A 20,517-nucleotide genomic window follows, 5' to 3' on the forward strand; every position below is an offset into this window, starting at 1 on the left:
CCTCCATCCGAAGGGGTTACCTTCGGATTTCAAATAACTCAAGAGTTAAAATTAACCTCCGAGAGAGAAAAATACGACGCGCCCCACAGCTTCACTAGCAAAAATACATAACACAGCAAATGACATGACTAATGTTGCATTCGTTGATTGGCTTGATTTTTGGCACAACAAACGACCAACAAACAGAACGCCTACTGCGATTAACGCCACACGGGCAATACTCAGGCTAAGTAATCCTTCAGGCAATTCACGCGGGGTCATGCCCATATAAATTGGCTCACCGATATTGCTCAGTAATGACAATGCACCGAGTAACATCAATAATATCCCCACTACACCCACACCTAATGAAGCTTTTACCACTCGCTTAAGTTGATCCTCTTTACCCAAAGAACGCAGGCCACCCACTAGCAATGAAGCCGCAATCACACCGCCAACCAATAACACTGCCCCAAAGAAACTGGCGTAAGTAAATAAACCACCCCACAAGTTAAAGAGCGTGTTTGCGTACAGCGCCGACATGGCATACATATACACCAAGCCCGCGATAGCGCTGAGAACTAATAATGCACTATTCGCTTTATTTTTGAGTAATAACAAGGCTGTGCTCAAAAATAACAATGCCATGTAAATCGCGGTTGCCCATACTTCACGGCTCATCCAAGAACTAGAAACATGGACCATGGTGTAAAACATGTGTAATGGATTACCCATATGAAACAATGAGCCCAATAACCCTACGCACCCTAAAACAAAACTCGCAACTACGGGCTTTTTAATAAGTTGCTTTTTTTCATTTCCTTCAAGGATACGACAATAGCACAGCAACGAAACAACCAAGCAGCCTACTGATGCTTGCATAAATAAGGTGAAAATCACCAATGGAAATTCATGCATGATAATTCTCCTTATCCTTTCGTGCCAACAACAAGGTTGGGTTTGGTGATGCTTGAACTTGGCAGGCCATCAATATCCGCATTGGTCCCGTATTTTTTGCGCAATTCGCTTATCAAGCCAAACTCTATTGCACGCATTGGGCAAGAATCGACACACATTGGGTTCCCCCCCTGCTCGCGTAAATCAATACAGGTATCACACTTGGTCATCATGCCGATGCTGGCATCAAATTGTGGGGCTTCATACGGGCAAGCCCATGTACAATAACGGCAACCGACACATTTATCGTGGTCAACCAAGACAACGCCATCTTCTTCACGTTTGTGCATAGCCGTTGTTGGACAGTGGCTAACACATTGCGGGTCATCACAATGATTACACGCAATAGATAAATGCCAACGATGTGGGCGGGGATATTCACCCACTTCGATATCGTACACACGGCGAAAATTACGCCCAACCTCAAGGTCATTTTTATCTTTACATGCCACAACACAGGTTTTACAACCAATACAGGTGGCAACATTGATATAAAATCCGACTTGTTTATCCATTATTCATTGCCCCTTAAAAAATAATACGCTGTGGAATTGCAACATCAGGGACTAACTGGTCACCATCCCATTTTTCGATGTTACATAACATGGTATTCCACCCTGATGTTCCTAACCCTGTTGGGACTTGGATCGTCAGCGTATTATCTGCACCAGCCATATCTATCCCTGTTTTTTCATCCACATCCGTCCAGCTACCATGAGGTAATGCAACTACCCCTGGTTTCATGGTTTGCGTGACTAGCGCTGGGCGGACAATTTTTCCGTGAGGGCTGCTAATCAATACCGTTTCGCCATGCTTAATTCCTAAACGTTTAGCATCAGAGGCATTGATATAGATCGGACTTGGCCACTGCTCACGTAGCCACGGCACATTATCTAACGTACTGTGTGAACGACGTAAATAGTGTGGGTTATAAATTTGGAATGGATAATCCCCTTTCTCTTTTTTGGCAAAGTCTTTAAAACTCGCCTCATAACCGCTAGCTGAAGGAATATATTCAGGAATTGGCGGTAATTTCGTCCAACCACATTCATCGGCTTTTTCCACCAATGTTTGGCAATAAATTTCAAACTTACCACTCGGTGTTGGGCGAGGATTCGCTTGCGGGTCACGAATAAAATCTTCGTAAGCAATGTAACCGTAATTATCTTCTTGCGTGCGCTGCACTTGATATTTACCAACAGTTAGGAACTCATTTAACGTTAAACGACCTTGCTGTGGTTTCCCTGTGACTTGCCATTCATCGATATCTGCTTGGGTAATCGTGAGCAGAGGCTCTTTAGTCTGACCATCTTCCCCGATAATGGTTGCCCCATTAAGTTTATTGAAAAACTGTTGTTTTTCTGAAACAGGGAAGACTTCATCCACATTGATCCCAAGGCGTTTGCCCAGTTCTTTGGCAATCCATTGATCACTTTTTGCCTCATAAAGTGGCGGGGTCACATTCACGGCGGCAATAATAACTTCACGGTTACTTGGGTTTAAAATCGTCCCTTCGCGCTCCCATTCTGTGGTAACAGGCAAGACGATATCAGAGTATTTTGCACAGGTATGTGGCACATAAGCTGCTGTTACCACGAGTTCGACATCTTTTCGATAGGCTTCAATACTTTGAGTAATATTTGCACGCGTCTGCAATGTCGCATTGAATGGGTGAATGATCATTTGAATATTCGCATCCACATCTCCCACTCCGCGCTGGCGGAATTTTTTCTCCAGCAATGCACGATTGAGTTCATTATGGTTGATTTTCAAACTCACAGGGTTGGGGATGGATGGTAAACCACTTGCGCCTGCCATCACTAAGCGTGTGCCGTTATTTCCCGCAGCAAAATGACAACTCACCCCCGTCATACGCCCTGGGCGCCCCATATGTCCCGTCATAAAGCCCAATGTTGAGAATGCTTGAACCCAGCCCTCTCCATTATGGATACGTGCAGGAGCCCAGCCCGTCAGTAAAGCAACGCGGTTTGTACCCCCGATTTCACGGGCTAATGTTCGAATATCTGTCACTGATAACCCACAAATATTCGCTGCCCACTCAGGGGTTTTTGGTTCACCTGAATAAGTGCCTAATAAATAATCTTTAAAATTACCTTTTGGATCTGCACCTGCGGGCATGTTTTTTTCATCAAAGCCCACAGTACAACGGCGTAAAAATTCCCAATCAATTAATGGGTTTTCTGGACTATCCATTTCTAACAGTGCATACATGATACCCAATGCAAGTGCATGGTCGGTGCCAGGGTTGATGGGATACCAATCCGCATCCATTAGTTCAGCCGTCGTGGTATAGCTTGGGTCGATGCTGATAAAACGTGCACCTGCTTTTTTAGCTTGATAATAGTTATAGGTTGGGCTTCCAGGGCTACTCCATGCAGGATTCGCCCCCCACATAACAATGAGCTGCGAGTTGCGCATATCAAAGCGGTCATTGGTACCAAAAGTATAAAAGCCTTCCAATAAACCGAGGTGAGCAGGCGTTTCAAACCAAGCGCCCCATGAGGTAGTTCCCCAATCCCCAACAAAACCACCTGCTTTGGCGTACACATTTTGGATATCAACACCGTTTCCACCCGTGATCCAAATCGATTCCTTGCCATATTTTTCTTTAATACGTTTCGATTCTGAGGCGACAATATCAAGGGCTTCATCCCAACTGATACGCACCCATTGGTCACGTCCACGCAAGCTTTTATCACCGCCACCTGGTGCCCAGCCTTTACGTTTCATTGGGTATTTTAAGCGATCCGCACCAAAAACCTGCTTACGCTGAGAACGCCCACGCAAACAGCCTCGTTGCTGTGGAAAATCGGGGGAGTCAGCAACCACATCATCCGTTTTTTGCCTCACTACCACACCATCTACCACCAACGCTTTATTCACACAACGCCCGCCACAGTTATGCCAGCACGCAACGGGCTTCCATTTCCCTTTGGTGATAGTATCCGTCGCTTGTACAATCGCTTTTTCTTCCTCTGGTGTGGATGCGTAAAGCCGTTTACTCAGCGGTAATGTGGCCATTACCGATGCTGCCGAAGTCCATGCTAGAAATGAACGACGACTTAAGGCTATTTTCTGTCTTTCTGACATTGCTCTTACCTCTTCCTTTCGTTTTATTATTATAAATTGACTAATTCATTGATTTTATTTTGATCATTTCGCAAAAAGGGTTCTAACAGTGCACTCAATTGGCGGTAAAATGGGGTGTTCGCATGGTTATGCAGGTCACGGCAAAATGGAGTAATAAACGCCAATAGGTGGTCATTTAAGAATAAAGACGATACCTGCAATAACGCTTTTGATTCGTCAGTGAGCTCAGGTTCTAAATCGGTAAGCTCAACAATTTTCTGGCTGAGGTTCCACATAAAATCCAGCTCATAGCCAATATGATCCGCAGCTTCGAATTCTTTCTGTCCTAATTCAAATCCATATTTTTGATAGAATGATTTCACTGCAAGGGTGCTTTCTTGGAATAACAGTTTGTCTCGTGAGACATAAGTGGACTCCCATGGTGCTGCTGCAGGCGCATCTGGCCCAATAAATAAGCGTGTGAAGTCCCAATGTAAATCCTCAAAGCCATCTGTACCCGCTTGTAAGCTGCGTGCTTGTAAGTCTATTTCCATTGCACTAACCGCATCAGCCATCACTGGCAAATGGTCTTCACAAGGGAATAGCGCCAATCCCCCTTCACACAAATATTGCAGTAATTCAGGCGTTGGCTCTTCCATGAGTAAGCGACGCAATACGTCATAAGCAAACTGCCTCCCATACAAAAAATCTAAAATGGGGTTTTCATTTTTCACAGGAACCTCCCTGTATGTCGGTCAATAAAAATTCAGTGGGTGTGGTTAATTCAATACGCACTTCTTTAATCAATGGATCGCCATTTTCATCTGGCTCAACAATATGAGAAGTGAGTGCGATAGGGAGATTTGCTAGCGTCTGTAGATACAGAATCGATTCAGGGTTGAATTGCAAAAAACCGTGAAGCAATTCATGTTGAAAAGGCACATTGGCTTGTTTTAAATAATGAGCCGCTTTCTCGCAGTCATCGCCAAACACCTTGGCACTTTTGAAAAAATAATCCTTTGTAGAGAAAAAATAATATGGGCCCATCACCTGCTCATCATGCTGAAAAAATGCGTTATTTTGGTACACCTGCCCCGTATGTTTATTCTCTAAAGAGCAATAATGCACGCCGAGAGATAAACGCTTTTCTAGCGCAAATTTTAGTACACGTAAGCAAGCTAACTCGCTATCAGCAACCGCAAGCCCTCCTGCATACCAATAGTTGTAATACACCTCATAGGGTGGGTTTTTTAGGTTAAAATTGCGGGATTTGTATTCATGGCTATTAGTCAGGGGAAAGCAGAACTCTAATAAATTGATACCATCAATTCCAATATCATCTAACTGCATCAGCAGCTGATACATTTGCTCTTCAGTATTGGGGATCACGGGCATTTCCACCATCACTATAGGGAAAATTTCGCGGGCTAAGGCGATACGGCGTAAAACTTTTTCAATGCGTTCTTTTGAATCATCAATTTTGATGCTAAAACGCACCTCTTGCAGGCCTGCCTTCGCTAATGAAAGGGCCGTAGTGCGGTCTAGCGGGTCACCTGCGGTATATAAACGGGTATGAACTTGCGGTAACTTTTGCTGTACACGTTGAAAGAATTGAATGCTTTCTTCACGAAATAACAGCGGTTCCCCGCCCGTTAGTGCGATGTGGGATAATGGATAGTTTTGCTCTGCAATAGCGTCTACCTCGCCTATTGCATCGCGCATCTCCCGTTGAAAACCTTCATAATTTTCTTGATTAGGATTAAAGCAGAAATAGCAATCACGGTGACATTTTAACGACAAAAATGTCGTGTGGCTCCCTTCCCCCGTTCGGCACTGTACACAAGCGCTAGAAAGCCACCCGCAATGAATACTTTTGCCATTATTCGCAAAGATTGCCCCTAATGTTTTCAGCTCATTTTTCAGTTGTTGAATTTCAGTTTGCTGTGAAAAAGGAATTTCAAAATCTAAACCATACGCTGAAATAGCAGATTGCGTCTTTTTCTCAATCACTAAATAGCGCATAGCATAGCGTGAAAATTTATCATTTTTGAGTGTGGACAGAGTGCTATCTGTTATCGGATAGATCATTAAATTACCTTTAATAAGGGATACCGTTTTATTAGCTATGTTGTGATAAAATATAGTAGGCAGTGATCGCCTAATTATTTGACTGATATTGATAGCTGAACAACAGATGTATGCACTGAATCTTTGGTGAGATTAGTTTTATTTTAACTACAAATTAAAATTATCTATCATTTGCTATATTAATAATCCCAGTATAAATAATTAAAGCAAAATGAAATTGCGCAGGATCAACAAAAATTTCTATTTCAGTGTACTTCCCCTCAGTTATCAATTAAAAAAAATCTTATATACTCAAAGCATTACAACAAACCATCACATAATCCCATTACGAATGGTTATATAACAATTTACACATCAAATAAAAATAGTGTTAAAAACATCAAGAAAAATAATATTTAGTCTAATATTTAAAATGAATGATTCTTTTTCAAAATGTAACATTAAATTTCAAACTAATAGATAATCACTCTCATTAATGCCACCTATTTCATTTTTAATCCTACGCTTAAATTTAATCGAAAATATTTTTAATTAATTTGAGCCACCGTTATCTCAATAATCAGATACAGGTCTTTAATTGATTAGAAAAAATAATTTTCACCATGAATTATTTTTCAACATAAAAAATACTTTAGGATTATTTACATCGTTTTTATTGTATGGTTTCGTTATGATTTCATCGATTAATCACGCTTAGTCATTAATTAAATTAAACTTAAAGGAAATAAATATTATTAACAGGCAGTATATGCAAGACAAAACAATTCAATTTAGTAAATTTTTAAGCTACGTTTTACGCCACAAACCTGAAGCCATTGCACTCACTCTCGATCAAGATGGTTGGGTTAGTGTTGATGATTTATTATTACAAGCCAACCGCCACGGGAAAAAGCTCACCCGTGAAATATTAGAGTATATAGTTGAGAATAATAATAAAAAAAGGTTCACCTTCAATACTGAACATACCATGATCCGCGCCGCACAAGGCCATTCAACTCAACAAGTTAATCTCAATCACATTTCGCAAACACCCCCAGAGTTTCTTTATCATGGAACCGCAATACGTTTTGTCGATTCAATTAGACAACAAGGGTTATTAGCGGGTAATCGTCATCATGTGCATTTGTCGGACAACACAGAGACGGCAACCAATGTAGGAGCACGGCACGGCAAGCCCATCGTTTTGGTAATTGAAGCCCAAAAAATGGTGGAATCAGGTTATCTATTTTACTTATCAGATAACCACGTTTGGTTAACTGAACATGTTCCCGCCAAATTTATCCAACCGTAATAGCTAAAGTGGCAACGCATATGTGACCTTAACCGTTTCCATGGGGACTTCGGTCTTAATACTTTGGATACTGTTTATTTGTGTTAAATGATCCGCATGAAAACGGCGATATGAAGCAAGGTCTTGAGTGACAATGCGGATTAATGCATCACACTCACCCGCCATCAGATGGCATTCCACCACTTCAGGCATCTGTTTAATATCCTCAACAAACTGATTAATGGTCTTAGCATCCTGTGTTTTAAACCAAATGCGCGCAAATAACGACAACCCCGCGCCTATTTTGGCGCCATCAAGTACCGCCACATAACGTTTTATCACTCCCGCCTCTTCGAGCAATTTTACACGACGCAAACAAGGAGACGGGGAAAGCCCAACCTCTTTAGCCAGCTCAACATTCTGTATTTTTCCATCACGTTGTAGCACCTGTAAAATACGTCTATCAATGGCATCGAGTTTTATCATATTCATTTTTATTGAAACCTAAAGCTCACTTATTAATATTTATTGATATTCAATGCTAATTTATTGTTATTTTCAAGCAATAAAACAACCCTATACTACTGCATTGTCGTTATAATTTTTACGCAGCTGGCCAGTTGCCTCATCAACAATAAAATCAAAGAGGTCATTCTATGGAGTTACACACATTAGCATTATTCAGTGCTACAGTGATCCCACTGATTTGCACACCAGGCCCTGATATTTTATTTATTTCAGCACAGGGGCTTTCAGGTGGGCCAAGTGCCGCTTGGAAGGCTAATTTAGGGATTATTTTAGGTTATGTAACCCATGCGATACTGGCGGCACTTGGCCTTGCTGCAATTGTTGCAACCTCACCAATGGTGTTTCATACAATAAAATGGGTTGGTGTTGCCTATGTAGCATACCTCGCTGCTCGGATGATCATGTCTGCAATGAAAGCCAATGAAGTCAAAATACAAAAAGTATCGAATAAAGCGGTGATTGGTAAGGCATTTTTAACCAGTTTTTTAAACCCTAAAGGCTTACTGGTGTATTTTGCAATCTTACCTAATTTTATTCAGTTGAACGAAAGTGTTGCGATTCAATCGCTAATCCTTTCTGCCACTTTTATTGTGTCTTGTGTGGTGATTTATGGCGTTATTGGGATGTTGTTTGCTTCCATGCATAAAAAACAAGGTTATAACGACAATAAACGCCGCATTACAGAAGGCGTTGCAGGTGGCTTGTTAACCTTTGCAGCTATAGGATTAGCGGCAAGTTAACGTGGTAATAGTTCAATATAAATCAGCTGGCTATTGGCATTAAGGGGGGTCACTTCACCCTCGCCGATATCCGGCAACCACCAACCGCCTTGACCAACCACCATTCGGTTACAGCTCCCGCCAGACACAGCCCATTCGCCACGTCGTACAAAAACTAGACCAGCTTGATTGTTCGGCAGTTTACACGTCTCAGTCACTAAAGCGCTTTTTACCACCCAGCGATCCGCGCGGAAAATAAAATTCAATAGCTGTGTATTCGGCTGGCTCACATTGATCGCCGCATATTGCTGAGCTGAAAATTGAGCATGCTCACCAACATGGCTCAACCGCTGCGTAAAATTTTTATTATCGGTTAATGTTATTTCTTGGTTATGGAGCAAAATAACTAACCTTTCACCTTCAGCGTAGCGTTTAAGGTAGCTATCTTGATTAATCGTCGCGATGCTTGCACGTAATGAATAATCTGAAGCCACGGGCCAGCAAAAAACTTCTTGGCTGGCCCCTCCTCCATCATTCCATTTGAGATGTGGCAAATCAGTGATATCAAAACATTTAATTTTCACATTACCTCCCAAAACGTTGTCATTCACTGTTTTAGATGTGTACTTAGAGTCGCAAAGTTAATCTTTCAAGGCAATGAATTTACAACGATAATGTGACTAATCGCGCTTCTCTTTAATTAATTGGTGACATAATCGACCTAATGTTTTCATCGCCTCTTCAATACGCTCAGTCCATGTAAAAGAGGCATTTAAGCGAAATGCATGGTTAAACTGATCACTGGTCGAAAACATACTGCCTGGTGCAATGCTGATACCTTCTTTTAATGCTAATTGATATAAGCGAATTGCATTAAACGGCGGCTCAAATTCTAACCATAAAAAGTAACCACCTTTAGGCATATTCACTTTTACCGAGGACGGCATATACTTCGCTATTGCCCCTAGCATCTGATGCTGTCGTTGTTCCATGGTGACTCGCAATTTACGTAAGTGACTGTCGTACCCCCCTAAAGAGAGGTACTCAGCAATAGCGAGCTGTGTGGGAACACTTGCTGACACCGTACTCATCATCTGCAAATGCTGGATTTTGGTTGCATGATGCCCCGCAGCCACCCACCCCACACGATACCCAGGAGCCAAACATTTGGAAAATGATGAACAGTGGAAAAAGTGCCCTTTAGTATCTAACGCTTTGGCAGGAATGGGTTGTTTGTTGCCAAAATACAATTCACCATAAACATCATCTTCAATTAATGCAATTTGGTGTTTATTTAAAATATCCACCAACCGCTTTTTATTGGCTTGCGGCATTGTGCCACCCAATGGGTTTTGATAATGCGTCATCAACCAACAAGCTTTAATCGGGTATTTGTCGGCAATGTCCTCTAATGCATCAAGATCGATACCAAATAAAGGGTCAGTTTTAATCGCGATCGCTTTGAGTTTTAACCGTTCAATCGCCTGCAATGACCCATAAAATGCGGGAGATTCAATAACGACCCAATCTCCAGGTTGGGTCACTGACTGCAAACTTAACACCAGCGATTCCATCGCACCTGCAGTAATCACAATTTCATCTGGAGCGACATGGATACCTTGTGTCGCATAACGCTGGGCAATATTACGACGTAATTGCTCATTTCCTGGCGGTAAGTTAGCGGGTGTATTAAATTTGGATAAACGCCTCGCGACGGATGCCAATGATTTAGCGAGTTTAGGGTCATCTAATAACGCAGGTTCTGGAAAAGCAGAGCCAAATGGGATAATATCGGGATCCTTACAAGCTTGTAATACCCCAAATATTGAAGCGTTAATTTCTACATTCTCATTTAAGTGGAGCCCTTTTCCCCCTTTTGCCGCTGCAAAGGCGTTATTTCGGTTGGCCACATAGTATCCAGATTGTGGACGTGCGGCGACCCAACCTTGGCTTTCAAGTAATTGATATGCTTGCACCACGGTCATTAAACTGAGACCTGATTGCTTAACACTTTCCCTCAGTGAAGGTAATCTGTCACCAACTTGCCAAATATTGTCTTCAATTTGTTGACGAATTTGCGCTGCTAACTGTTCATATCTCGTCATAGCCGCCTCAACTGTTATAGTTAATATCCCGATAATTGTTACTATTATAGTTTATCGTCTCATGTTCTACTTATCCACACATTCACCTGACTTTTTTAACTATAAGCACAAAACATTTTTAGTCGGATTGCGATACTTAGCATTCCGGTGTGAGCAATTTATTTTGCTAGGGATAAGCGCCTCGATTGTGATCACCAAGGCTTTAAATGCAGCGTGCCATTAACATATCCACTCAGGGGTCAATATGTTTGGACTAACTGCGCTGGAGCTTGCCCGTATACAATTTGCGTTTACGGTCTCGTTCCATATTATTTTTCCGGCCATTACTATTGGGCTCGCAAGCTTTCTTGCGGTGCTACAAGGCTTATGGCTAAAAACACGTGACGAAGACTATATAAAACTGTTCCATTTTTGGACAAAAGTTTTTGCGGTTAACTTCGGAATGGGCGTGGTATCAGGATTGGTAATGGCATACCAATTCGGTACTAACTGGAGTTTCTTTTCAGACTTTGCAGGCGGGATCACAGGCCCGTTACTCACATATGAAGTGTTAACCGCCTTCTTCCTTGAAGCGGGTTTCCTCGGTGTCATGTTGTTTGGCATGAACCGTGTCGGTGAAAAACTGCACTTTTTTGCTACCTGCATGGTCGCGCTAGGTACCATTATTTCCACATTCTGGATTTTGGCATCTAACAGTTTTATGCAAACACCACAAGGTTTCGAAATCATCGATGGCCGTATCGTCCCCGTTGATTGGTTAGCGGTGATCTTCAACCCTTCTTTCCCATATCGTTTATTGCACATGACGACGGCTGCATTCCTTGCTGCGGCATTCTTTATTGGTGCATCTGCGGCATGGCATTTACTCAAAGGCAATAAATCCAGCGCAATGAAGAAGATGTTCTCCATGTCGTTGTGGTTGATTTTAGTTTTAGCACCTGTCCAAGCGTTAATTGGTGATGCGCACGGCTTAAATACGCTGAAACATCAACCTGTTAAAGTTGCTGCAATGGAAGGCCACTGGGAAAATAAACCTGGTGAAGCCACACCGCTTATTTTGTTTGGTATTCCAAACCAAGAGAAAGAAAAAACCGAATATGCCATCGAAATTCCGTACCTTGCGAGCCTAATTTTAACTCACAGCATTGATAAACAAGTGCCTGCATTAAAAGAATACGCACCAGAAGACCGACCAAATGTATTCATGGTGTTTTGGTCGTTCCGTGTAATGGTCGGTTTAGGCTTATTAATGATAGCCGCAGGGGTTTGGGGCTTATGGCTTCGTTACCGTAAAAACCTGTATGAGTCCAAAACATTCCTGCGATTTATGTTCGTCATGGCACCCTCTGGCTTGATTGCTATCTTAGCGGGCTGGTTTACGACGGAAATTGGTCGCCAACCTTGGGTGGTGTACGGTTTGCAGCGCACCTCAGATGCCGTCAGTGCCCACGGTGAAATGCACATGAGCATCAGTTTAATCGCCTTCTTTGTGGTTTACGGTGGCGTATTCGGTATCGGCTACATGTACATGATGAAATTAATTCGTAAAGGTATCTCGGAGGACGCAGCTCATGGGCATTGATTTACCTCTCATTTGGTTTGTCATCATCGTATTTAGTATGTTGATGTATATCGTGATGGATGGCTTCGATTTGGGTATCGGTATTCTCTATCCCGCCCTAAAAGATAGCCAAGACCGTGACTTAATGATGAACAGCGTTGCCCCCGTTTGGGATGGTAACGAGACGTGGCTTGTGCTCGGCGGTGCTGCTTTATTTGGTGCATTCCCGCTTGCCTACGCCATTGTGTTAGATGCGTTATCCATACCGCTAACTTTTATGCTGTTAGCCTTGATTTTCCGTGGTGTGGCATTTGAATTTCGCTTTAGAGCGGATGAATCTCACCGCCGCCATTGGGATCACGCGTTCATTTGGGGCTCTATTTTCGCGACATTTGTTCAAGGCGTCGTCGTGGGTGCTTTTATCCAAGGCTTCCACGTGGAAAACCGTACCTTTATGGGCGGCTACTTTGATTGGTTTGCCCCCTTCCCACTGTTTTGTGGTTTTGGCTTAGTTGTTGCTTATGCTTTACTAGCTTGTGGCTGGCTAATCATGAAAACCGAAGGGCATCTACGCCGTACCATGTACCGTATTCTGCGCCCATTGACCTTATTAATGGTTGCAGTGATAGCGGTTATCAGCTTGTGGACACCGATGCTCAATCAAGCCATTTTTGATCGCTGGTTCACACTGCCCAATCTGTTCTTCTTCTTGCCTGTTCCATTACTGGTTCTGGGTTGTACATGGCTAATCTTAAAAAGTGCAAAGCGCCAGCAGCATGATAGCGTTCCATTCTTATCTGCCTTGATGTTGATATTCCTCGGCTTTACAGGCCTGGGGATCAGTATCTGGCCAACATTAATCCCACCAGCAATTAGCTTCCGTGACGCCGCGGGCCCCTCTGAAAGTTTAGGCTTTATGTTAGTGGGCGCGTTATTCATTATTCCTGTTATTTTGGTTTATACCTATTGGAGTTACTATGTCTTCAGAGGAAAAATTACCCCAGACCAAGGCTACCATTGATACCGCCGTAACCTCCCCTTGGTGGAAAAAACTCGGTTGGATGGCACTAATTTGGCTAGGAAGTGTATTAGCACTGTTTGCTTTCTCTTCCGTGTTTAAATTGATGATGACCGCCGCAGGGATGAAAGTGAAGTAGATAACTTAAGTGCCTTATGTTAATACCTAAGGCACTGAGGTTGTTGACAACGCAGGATAAAAGCGTGGTTTTTCCTGCTTTGTGTTATCAGCCGAAAATCAATAAATTGATTTTCCTCGTCTATTTTCAAAACCTATCCAACCTGCAGCCAAACCTAATCGGTTTGTCAGCAGTCTGAGTGCCTTATGTTAATACCTAAGGCACTTTTTATTGTTTTATGTGAAACAAATGGGGTGAATATAGATAGTTATATAATTAATATACGTGATATGATAATGATAATAGTTACCAAATAATAAAATTATCATTAATGAAGGAGAATGTCCGTGGCTACTGAACAATCCGTTGAAAAAAATATCTATCGCCCGGCGCCACCGCAGCTTATTCAAGTTAAATCCATTACTGATGTCAGCCCCTCCATTCGCAGCATCACTTTTACGGGTGAAAAGCTTGCAGACTACCCAACCAATAGCGAAGGTGGGCACTTAAAAATCTTTTTAGCCCCTGACTTAACCAGCCAACCCGCTCTGCCTATCCTTAGTAAAGAAGGCCGTAGCTGGCCTGAAGATAAACCTCGCCCATTTGTGCGCACCTATACCGTTAGAGCGATTCGCCCTGATGTCAGTGAAATCGATATTGAATTTGCCATGCATGACGGTGCGACAGGGCCTGCCTATTTATTTGCCCGCGATGCCAAACCTGGTCATTGGATGGGGATCACCAATCCTGGTGGTCCAGATCCACTACTACCAAGTCGAAAACACTATTTTATGGCGGGGGACTCCAGTTCACTGCCTGCTATTGCCGCATTATTAGAAAAAATGCCAGCAGATGCCCAAGGAAAGGTGGTACTACGCATGGATAACCCAGCGGATGTACGCCCACTTAAAAAACCTGCTCAAGTTGAAATCATTTGGATTTGTGGTGATATCAGCAAAACTGCTGAATTAATTAGCACATTTAAATCGTGGGATATTCCTGCCACAGATTGTGCATTTTGGATAGCGGGTGAAGACCAAATAATTCGTGATTTACGCCGTTTTGTTCGTCGTGAAAAAGGGTTTGGCCGTGATGATATCTATGCTATTCCATACTGGCGCCACGGCTATGATGAAGAAGGTTATCACCATGAACGCCATGCTGTAATGGATAACCCTGACGATTAATTAAGTTTTAAATTACCCTCAACGCTTATCAGTTGCATTATCGCTGATAAGCGTTTCCCTACCTGTTTCCTGCCCACTTTTTGAGTTTACTTGCATCGTATCACGCTATCTTGCGCATTTTTTTATTGCGGCAAATGTTATGTTATAACATAATAAATCTGAACATTATCAAAATAGGAAATGACAGTGCATAAACACACATTATTAAATACAGCGCTTAGCGCAGTTTTTGCCATTAGCAGTTTTTCTGCTATCGCACACGGTTCACATAGCCATGCACATCCGCAATCGGAAAAAGCCCTTCAAGCCTCAAAAGGCATCTTTGAAGATTCAGATGTCAAAGACCGCTCGTTAAACGATTGGCAAGGCGTATGGGAGTCAGTAAATCCATTATTATTAAATGGTAAGTTAGATGCTGTTTTAGAAAGCAAAGCACAGAAAAATAAAGATAAAACCGTTGAAGAATACCGCGCTTACTATAAAAAAGGCTACGCCACAGATGTTGACAGTATTGGCATCGAAAATAATGTGATTGAATTTACCCAAAACGGTGTCGTCAATAGCTGTCAATATGCGTATTCAGGCTATAAAATTTTACATTATACTTCGGGCAAAAAAGGCGTTCGCTACCTGTTTGAGTGCCAAGATGCTAAATCCAAAGCGCCAAAATACATTCAATTTAGCGACCATATTATCGAGCCGCAAACGTCAGGCCATTTCCACTTATATATGGGGAATGAATCACAAGAAAAACTCCTGGGACAATTAGACAATTGGCCAACCTATTACCCTTATTCATTAACCGATGAGCAAATCGTCCACGAAATGCTGTACCATTAATCATCAGTGACTAATAAAAAATATGCCCCAGTAATCACTTATGGGGCATATTTTCATCACTCTTAAGGCAAATGAATTAGTCGTTATAGGCTAATAGTGCTTTATGGCACAATTGAGATCTCACACAATCATCAATGGTAAAGTTCACCATCGAGACCATTTCATCACTGCTGAAACGTTGTAACGCATCCGCAAGACCAGACTGCACCCCATCAGGTAAGTCACACTGAGTCACATCCCCGTTAACAATAACCGTGACATTTTCCCCCAAACGCGTTAAAAACATCTTCATTTGGGTGACAGTGACATTTTGCGCCTCATCTAAAATCACAATGGCATTTTCAAAAGTTCGACCACGCATATACGCAAATGGCGCGATTTCAACTTTCGCAATTTCAGGACGCAAGCAATATTGTAGAAATGAACTCCCTAACCTTTTGGCTAGAACATCGTATACAGGGCGAAAATAGGGGGCAAATTTCTCAGACATATCCCCAGGTAAAAAACCAAGGTCTTCTTCCGCCTGAAGAACAGGCCTTGTCACAATGATCTTGCTGATATCTTTATTAAATAAGGCATCTGCGGCCAGCGCGGTACTGATGAAGGTTTTACCACAGCCTGCTTCGCCATTGGCAAAAATTAACTGTTTGTGTTTAATCGAATTAATATAGAGCTTCTGAGCTTCATTTCGTGGCAGGATTGGTGAGCCATCACGACGTTCCTTTGCCATACCAATAGGCTCAATGCCTGTCAGTTCAGCGAAGGACGCAACGTTATTCATGTCAAACCGACCAGAACGTTCTTTACGTGATGAGCGTTTCATTTCACGACGTGCTTTTGTTGCAGCTTTCTGTCTACTCATAGTATTAACCCTTCCAGGTATCAGTGATGTCAATTTCAGATGACTAACTATTCAGAACAGAGAGGAGCTCCCTTCAAGCTCTTAGTTAACGATAAAACGGTGTAATGTGGTTCAATCCTCTTTCTTTTTAACGGGCCATAAAAAAACCGGTTAGTCATCTCACCATGACAATTTCATGATGGAGGCTAACCGGTCTTGTGTTCGTATTAATAAATACTGACTTCCCATTAGTTTCTCCTGTGACAGCGATACCGTTAAACTAATGAATCTGTATGACACTAATATGACAAACTGCAATATTTTTTGTGACTCAATGAGGCGCTGTTTTTATTGCAGTTTTTACTTTCCCTAAATATAGCGCTAATTTTTTTCAGAAAGCAACATTTTTTTAACACATTTTTGTGTTTTATTTGTCACATCAAACTTTCACTAAAAAAAACGCCAATAATCAATTCGTTATTGGCGTTTAAATGACCATTAACGTGGCTTGCAGTTACCAGCCAGGTGATAACCCGCTTCTTGGGCCGCATTTTCGTTAGAAAACATGATTGCATTTTTATCTGATAATGTCTTAAAACCAGAACAATGGGAGAAATGATACTTTTTGGAATTTTTATTACCTTTAATTTCAGCTGAAATTGCTAAGTTAGTTTGTTTTTCAGACTGTTTAGGCAATATTACAGTTGAAGATGGAAAAATCTTCACACCTTCCCCCCCATTTTTATGGTTTAAGCTCCACTGTTTTTGCCCTGTCACAAATGGATTATGGTGCCCCATTACTTTAGCAATACGTTCATCACGGGTACGTTCCCACAGGTTTGGTGGGAATTTTTTATCCCATGCCATCAAGAGTTGCTGTTGCTGACGTGACATGGATAAATTATAACGGTCATGCATATAAAAATAGACACGAGCAACCTGCCCTTTCACCTCATCACGGGGCTCAAAGACTTTTTGTTTAAAATCGACACGGCTACGACACATTCCATATGGATACGGGGTATTTGGGGATAATTGACCGAAACTAAAATTGCTTCTATCTCCATTTACCTCACCAATGGAAGGCGCCAGGTTATGCAAATCAGCTTCCATACGAGCAAAAACAGGGTCTGTCGAAACACAATTTTTCCGCCCACCATTCTGCCAACATTGGCGCTGATGACCGAATACCCATGCAGGGACAATATGTTCCCACTCTATACGTTCGGCACGGCTTTGCTGTTTGCGTACCTGATAGCCACAAGAGATTAAATCCACTTGCCCACCACTTTTGCCTACCCACTCCCACTGACAGCCACAGTAAATCGTTCCTTCCCCTTGTTGACTTTGATCGGAATAGACTTGAGTTTTGCTGAGCACTTTCGCTTGGGTGAATGAGCTAGGTGCTGCAAAAGAAAAGGAAAATGGTAAAAATAGAAAGAAAGACAGAATAAAACGGAAGAAAGACAAAAAACTGGATTGTTTCAAAATAACACCACTAATCAGAATATAAGCGAAAAATTAATATAAATACGTTAGTGTTATTTCTAACACTCTAATGCATATAGAAAATATCGTACATTCTAATCAAATAAAAACATTTATGGTATCAGCGATTGCCTATTTTTATTGAATAATTACACCTTCGGATTTTCTGCAAATTTAATAGTTCATGTTAGTTATTATCGGTGTTTTTTATCATTAATAACGCCAAGCGGTAGCCTGCTTCAGAGCAAAAACATCCCTTAGCTTTATTGAATATCACACACTTGGGCGTTTACGGTATAGCCACAGCCCAGGCAATGAAATGCCGATGGATAATGCCCCCACAATAAAAGAAGCTTTTAAGAAGTTTGTCACTAAAACCTCAATTAACTCAGGGCTATAACCAAATTGGGAAAGCTTCACCACAGAGATCATCGCCACATAGGCACTAATACCAGGAAACATAGGGATCACCGCAGCAACCGTAAATACTTTTGGATGAGCTAACCACCAGCGGGACCATTGGATACCAATGATGCCAATTAAAATCGCGGCGAGAAAACTGGCCCATTCAATTTGTAGCCCTAGCGCCATCAATATCATTCTAAACCCATAGCCAATCGCACCGAGCAAAGCACAGTATTTAAGTGCCCGCACAGGGACATTAAACACCATGGCAAAGCCAACGGCAGGAATAGCGGCCAACACCATTTTTTCGATTAACACTAATAGAAATTCTATGCCCATTCTTTTAAATTCCAGATAGTCATGGCTAGTACCACACCAATACAGGTTGCGAGTGTGAGTAAACTTGCCATTGTCCAGCGTGCTAAACCTGTATTCACATGCCCTTTAAACATGTCTGCAACCGCATTAATCAACGGGAAGCCTGGTACAAGCAACAAGACACTCGCTGCCATCGAAATGGTTTCTGTCACCGCCAGATAAGGAATTTTGAGTAATAGCCCTGAAACTGAGGTAGCAACAAAGGCAGTAATGCAAAAATTGATCAACGGGTTCATTTGGTGAGAGGTTAAAACCTGCCTAATATACATTGCACAACCACTGGCTAAGAATGTAATTAAGGCACTTTCCCAACCACCGCCATTGAGTTTACTAAAGCATGCACAGGACAACGCAACCATTAGCACCATCAACCAACGTGGGTAACGTAATGGTTTTATAGAAGACAGTTTCTTTTGTAACTGTTTTCTGTCTAATAAATGATGTTCAACTAATATTACGGCATGTTGTACTTCTGTCACCACATGCATATTAATACCACGGTCAATAATTCGTCGTGTTGAGGTTAAACAGCGGCCATCAATAATTGTCGTTAAAACTAAAGAGTTAGACGAAATAGCACTGTCCACTTGACTAGCACCAAGTGCAATGCCTAATCGCGTTGTCAATTGTTCCACTAACATGCTCTCAGCACCATGTTGCAACAATAATAAGCCGCATTCGATGCATAGCCGAGTGATTTCCCGTTGCATTTCAACAGAATCTCCCTCTGTTAAACTGTGCCCATTTAACATACATCCCGCCATTGCGCCCCCAAGATTATGACAAGCATTCAGAAATTCACTTAAACATGTTAGTCTTTACAAATATCATAAAGCCAACTATCAGCTTAAATCATGATCTCTTTCAGGTAAATCTGTGATTCAGAGCCTATGGTTTAAACTTTTTTGGCAAAATTGCTACTTTATTTCATTATTCAAACAAAATGATAGGATCAATCATTCATGAATAACGCCCTTGCAGCCAAAACACCAAAAGGCAGACGCCGCCATCAAGCGATTATTACAGCGGCAGCTGAGGTATTCCTACAATATGGTTTTGAGGGAGCAACTTTGGACATGGTGATTGAACGTGCTGGCGGATCTCGCTCTACACTCTATAAAAACTTTGGGGATAAAGAAGGATTATTTGCTGCAGTTATTGCTGATATGATTGATGAAATTTTCTCAGAACCAAACGAAAAAGTACCACATTTTACTACCATTGAATCTGTACTGGCTTTTTATGGCTCACAGTTCTTGATCAGTGTACTTAAACCACAATCCATTAGCTTATACCGATTGATCCTTGGAGAGTACAACCGTTTTCCTGAAATCAGCCAAGCATTTTTCGAACAAGGCCCTGTAAAAAGCTACCGTTTACTGACCCAAAAACTCCTTGAATTACCTGAAGTAACTGTCGATGAAAAAACATTATTACCTATTTCATCACGATTTTTGGAAATGATCAAAGCGGATGTATTCATCACGACATTTTGTGTTGAAAACTTCAAACCCAGCGATGAATTTATCAACCAACAAATTGTACTTTCTGTTGATATCATCGCTAGCTATATTCGAAAAATAAGCGCTTAACCTTTCCATCAAGCTAAAAGAGCTTGAGCTTGTATTTTCGCTGTATAAATATCCTTCGCCAATAACACCTCTGGGCCATACAATGCAGATAGCATCGGCGCTAGGCGTTCTTTTTCTTCTTTATCACTCCCATCGGGCTGCAATGTCACTACCATCGCACGACAATGTTGTTCCATAGGTTCTTTAGCATGCTTTAGCCAACGACGTACATATTTCATGCTTTCGATATCCTCTGCTGATGGTTTATCTTTTGGTGCTGTTGGCGGATATACTAAGGTAAACTGTGCCCTTCGTGCTAATAATAAGTCCATTTCCTCTAGCCATAAACGTGTTTCATCCATTGTGGATGGAAT

General features: G+C 41.9%; 21 protein-coding genes. 8 read left to right on the forward strand and 13 right to left on the reverse strand.

Going from position 1 to position 20,517, the window contains the following annotated elements; translation table 11 throughout:
- Positions 1-51: 51 nt before the first annotated feature.
- Genes PR808_RS01400 through PR808_RS01420 form a run of 5 tightly spaced genes read right to left on the reverse strand, consistent with a single transcriptional unit; the run spans position 52 to position 6,114 of the window.
- Positions 52-897, reverse strand: a complete 846-nt coding sequence (locus tag PR808_RS01400) for a dimethyl sulfoxide reductase anchor subunit family protein (protein WP_206084108.1) — start codon at positions 895-897, stop codon at positions 52-54.
- An 11-nt stretch (positions 898-908) separates the two neighbouring features.
- Positions 909-1,451 (reverse strand): DMSO/selenate family reductase complex B subunit, encoded by a 543-nt coding sequence (locus tag PR808_RS01405; protein ID WP_206084107.1) that lies wholly within the window; start codon positions 1,449-1,451, stop codon positions 909-911.
- Between the two features lie 13 nt (positions 1,452-1,464).
- Positions 1,465-4,047 carry a molybdopterin-dependent oxidoreductase gene (locus PR808_RS01410; RefSeq protein ID WP_272538520.1) on the reverse strand — a complete coding sequence of 861 codons (2,583 nt, stop codon included), beginning with the start codon at positions 4,045-4,047 and terminating at the stop codon, positions 1,465-1,467.
- A gap of 29 nt (positions 4,048-4,076) precedes the next feature.
- Positions 4,077-4,760, reverse strand: a complete 684-nt coding sequence (locus PR808_RS01415) for a TorD/DmsD family molecular chaperone (protein ID WP_272538521.1) — start codon at positions 4,758-4,760, stop codon at positions 4,077-4,079.
- On the reverse strand, positions 4,750-6,114 hold the full coding sequence (locus PR808_RS01420; RefSeq protein WP_272538522.1) for a radical SAM protein: 1,365 nt from the start codon (positions 6,112-6,114) through the stop codon (positions 4,750-4,752). The genes PR808_RS01415 and PR808_RS01420 overlap by 11 nt, the downstream gene beginning before the upstream one ends.
- Positions 6,115-6,862: 748 nt before the next feature.
- On the opposite strand from PR808_RS01420, the gene PR808_RS01425 reads away from it, so the two are divergent.
- Positions 6,863-7,405, forward strand: coding sequence for an RNA 2'-phosphotransferase (locus PR808_RS01425; RefSeq protein ID WP_272538523.1), 543 nt, complete (start codon positions 6,863-6,865; stop codon positions 7,403-7,405).
- A gap of 3 nt (positions 7,406-7,408) precedes the next feature.
- Here PR808_RS01425 and PR808_RS01430 read toward each other — a convergent pair whose 3' ends face one another.
- Positions 7,409-7,876 carry an Lrp/AsnC family transcriptional regulator gene (locus tag PR808_RS01430; protein ID WP_225818287.1) on the reverse strand — a complete coding sequence of 156 codons (468 nt, stop codon included), beginning with the start codon at positions 7,874-7,876 and terminating at the stop codon, positions 7,409-7,411.
- A gap of 164 nt (positions 7,877-8,040) precedes the next feature.
- On the opposite strand from PR808_RS01430, the gene PR808_RS01435 reads away from it, so the two are divergent.
- Positions 8,041-8,652, forward strand: a complete 612-nt coding sequence (locus PR808_RS01435; RefSeq protein WP_272538524.1) for a LysE family translocator — start codon at positions 8,041-8,043, stop codon at positions 8,650-8,652.
- Here PR808_RS01435 and PR808_RS01440 read toward each other — a convergent pair.
- The gene (locus tag PR808_RS01440) at positions 8,649-9,215 is read right to left on the reverse strand and encodes a HutD/Ves family protein (protein WP_272538525.1); all 567 of its coding nucleotides are present in this window, start codon (positions 9,213-9,215) and stop codon (positions 8,649-8,651) included. The genes PR808_RS01435 and PR808_RS01440 overlap by 4 nt on opposite strands.
- A 96-nt stretch (positions 9,216-9,311) precedes the next feature.
- On the reverse strand, positions 9,312-10,736 hold the full coding sequence (locus tag PR808_RS01445) for an aminotransferase-like domain-containing protein (protein ID WP_206084100.1): 1,425 nt from the start codon (positions 10,734-10,736) through the stop codon (positions 9,312-9,314).
- Between the two features lie 244 nt (positions 10,737-10,980).
- On the opposite strand from PR808_RS01445, the gene PR808_RS01450 reads away from it, so the two are divergent.
- From PR808_RS01450 to zinT, 5 genes are all read left to right on the forward strand, one after another.
- Positions 10,981-12,318: a cytochrome ubiquinol oxidase subunit I gene (locus tag PR808_RS01450; protein ID WP_272538526.1), complete on the forward strand. Its 1,338-nt coding sequence runs from the start codon at positions 10,981-10,983 to the stop codon at positions 12,316-12,318.
- A complete protein-coding gene (gene cydB, locus PR808_RS01455; protein ID WP_206084098.1) occupies positions 12,308-13,318 on the forward strand; it encodes a cytochrome d ubiquinol oxidase subunit II in 1,011 nt (336 codons plus the stop codon). The genes PR808_RS01450 and cydB overlap by 11 nt, the downstream gene beginning before the upstream one ends.
- The gene (locus PR808_RS01460; protein WP_206084097.1) at positions 13,275-13,454 is read left to right on the forward strand and encodes a DUF2474 domain-containing protein; all 180 of its coding nucleotides are present in this window, start codon (positions 13,275-13,277) and stop codon (positions 13,452-13,454) included. Before cydB ends, PR808_RS01460 begins: the two co-directional genes overlap by 44 nt.
- A gap of 320 nt (positions 13,455-13,774) precedes the next feature.
- Positions 13,775-14,620: a siderophore-interacting protein gene (locus PR808_RS01465; RefSeq protein ID WP_375083526.1), complete on the forward strand. Its 846-nt coding sequence runs from the start codon at positions 13,775-13,777 to the stop codon at positions 14,618-14,620.
- Between the two features lie 180 nt (positions 14,621-14,800).
- The gene (gene zinT, locus PR808_RS01470) at positions 14,801-15,460 is read left to right on the forward strand and encodes a metal-binding protein ZinT (RefSeq protein ID WP_272538527.1); all 660 of its coding nucleotides are present in this window, start codon (positions 14,801-14,803) and stop codon (positions 15,458-15,460) included.
- 76 nt (positions 15,461-15,536) lie between these two features.
- Here the strand turns inward: zinT and phoH are convergent, their stop codons facing one another.
- The 4 genes from phoH to PR808_RS01490 form a co-directional block, all read right to left on the reverse strand.
- Positions 15,537-16,322 carry a phosphate starvation-inducible protein PhoH gene (gene phoH / locus PR808_RS01475; RefSeq protein ID WP_206084094.1) on the reverse strand — a complete coding sequence of 262 codons (786 nt, stop codon included), beginning with the start codon at positions 16,320-16,322 and terminating at the stop codon, positions 15,537-15,539.
- Positions 16,323-16,799: 477 nt separating this feature from the next.
- Entirely contained in the window at positions 16,800-17,771 is a 972-nt protein-coding gene (locus PR808_RS01480) for an endonuclease (protein ID WP_375084308.1), read from the reverse strand.
- 291 nt (positions 17,772-18,062) lie between these two features.
- Positions 18,063-18,533 carry a threonine/serine exporter gene (locus PR808_RS01485; protein ID WP_206084092.1) on the reverse strand — a complete coding sequence of 157 codons (471 nt, stop codon included), beginning with the start codon at positions 18,531-18,533 and terminating at the stop codon, positions 18,063-18,065.
- Positions 18,524-19,336 (reverse strand): threonine/serine ThrE exporter family protein, encoded by an 813-nt coding sequence (locus PR808_RS01490; RefSeq protein ID WP_272538528.1) that lies wholly within the window; start codon positions 19,334-19,336, stop codon positions 18,524-18,526. The genes PR808_RS01485 and PR808_RS01490 overlap by 10 nt, the downstream gene beginning before the upstream one ends.
- A 198-nt stretch (positions 19,337-19,534) precedes the next feature.
- Between PR808_RS01490 and PR808_RS01495 the strand changes: the two genes are divergently transcribed.
- Positions 19,535-20,164: a TetR/AcrR family transcriptional regulator gene (locus PR808_RS01495; protein ID WP_206084091.1), complete on the forward strand. Its 630-nt coding sequence runs from the start codon at positions 19,535-19,537 to the stop codon at positions 20,162-20,164.
- A gap of 8 nt (positions 20,165-20,172) precedes the next feature.
- Here PR808_RS01495 and PR808_RS01500 read toward each other — a convergent pair whose 3' ends face one another.
- Positions 20,173-20,517, reverse strand: coding sequence for a hypothetical protein (locus PR808_RS01500; protein ID WP_272538529.1), 345 nt, complete (start codon positions 20,515-20,517; stop codon positions 20,173-20,175).

It is taken from the genome of Providencia sp. PROV197 (assembly GCF_028479625.1).
In the GTDB taxonomy this organism is placed as follows: Bacteria; Pseudomonadota; Gammaproteobacteria; order Enterobacterales; family Enterobacteriaceae; genus Providencia; species Providencia vermicola.

What these genes read in the sequence shown, in the direction of transcription:
- PR808_RS01445 (WP_206084100.1), bottom strand. Translation starts at nt 10,736, where the DNA reads ATGACGAGATATGAACAGTTAGCAGCGCAAATTCGTCAACAAATTGAA.
- PR808_RS01485 (WP_206084092.1), bottom strand. Translation starts at nt 18,533, where the DNA reads ATGGGCATAGAATTTCTATTAGTGTTAATCGAAAAAATGGTGTTGGCC.
- PR808_RS01405 (WP_206084107.1), bottom strand. Translation starts at nt 1,451, where the DNA reads ATGGATAAACAAGTCGGATTTTATATCAATGTTGCCACCTGTATTGGT.
- PR808_RS01425 (WP_272538523.1), top strand. Translation starts at nt 6,863, where the DNA reads ATGCAAGACAAAACAATTCAATTTAGTAAATTTTTAAGCTACGTTTTA.
- PR808_RS01400 (WP_206084108.1), bottom strand. Translation starts at nt 897, where the DNA reads ATGCATGAATTTCCATTGGTGATTTTCACCTTATTTATGCAAGCATCA.
- PR808_RS01430 (WP_225818287.1), bottom strand. Translation starts at nt 7,876, where the DNA reads ATGAATATGATAAAACTCGATGCCATTGATAGACGTATTTTACAGGTG.
- zinT (WP_272538527.1), top strand. Translation starts at nt 14,801, where the DNA reads ATGACAGTGCATAAACACACATTATTAAATACAGCGCTTAGCGCAGTT.
- PR808_RS01450 (WP_272538526.1), top strand. Translation starts at nt 10,981, where the DNA reads ATGTTTGGACTAACTGCGCTGGAGCTTGCCCGTATACAATTTGCGTTT.
- phoH (WP_206084094.1), bottom strand. Translation starts at nt 16,322, where the DNA reads ATGAGTAGACAGAAAGCTGCAACAAAAGCACGTCGTGAAATGAAACGC.
- PR808_RS01495 (WP_206084091.1), top strand. Translation starts at nt 19,535, where the DNA reads ATGAATAACGCCCTTGCAGCCAAAACACCAAAAGGCAGACGCCGCCAT.
- cydB (WP_206084098.1), top strand. Translation starts at nt 12,308, where the DNA reads ATGGGCATTGATTTACCTCTCATTTGGTTTGTCATCATCGTATTTAGT.
- PR808_RS01465 (WP_375083526.1), top strand. Translation starts at nt 13,775, where the DNA reads ATGTCCGTGGCTACTGAACAATCCGTTGAAAAAAATATCTATCGCCCG.
- PR808_RS01410 (WP_272538520.1), bottom strand. Translation starts at nt 4,047, where the DNA reads ATGTCAGAAAGACAGAAAATAGCCTTAAGTCGTCGTTCATTTCTAGCA.
- PR808_RS01420 (WP_272538522.1), bottom strand. Translation starts at nt 6,114, where the DNA reads ATGATCTATCCGATAACAGATAGCACTCTGTCCACACTCAAAAATGAT.
- PR808_RS01460 (WP_206084097.1), top strand. Translation starts at nt 13,275, where the DNA reads ATGTCTTCAGAGGAAAAATTACCCCAGACCAAGGCTACCATTGATACC.
- PR808_RS01490 (WP_272538528.1), bottom strand. Translation starts at nt 19,336, where the DNA reads ATGGCGGGATGTATGTTAAATGGGCACAGTTTAACAGAGGGAGATTCT.
- PR808_RS01435 (WP_272538524.1), top strand. Translation starts at nt 8,041, where the DNA reads ATGGAGTTACACACATTAGCATTATTCAGTGCTACAGTGATCCCACTG.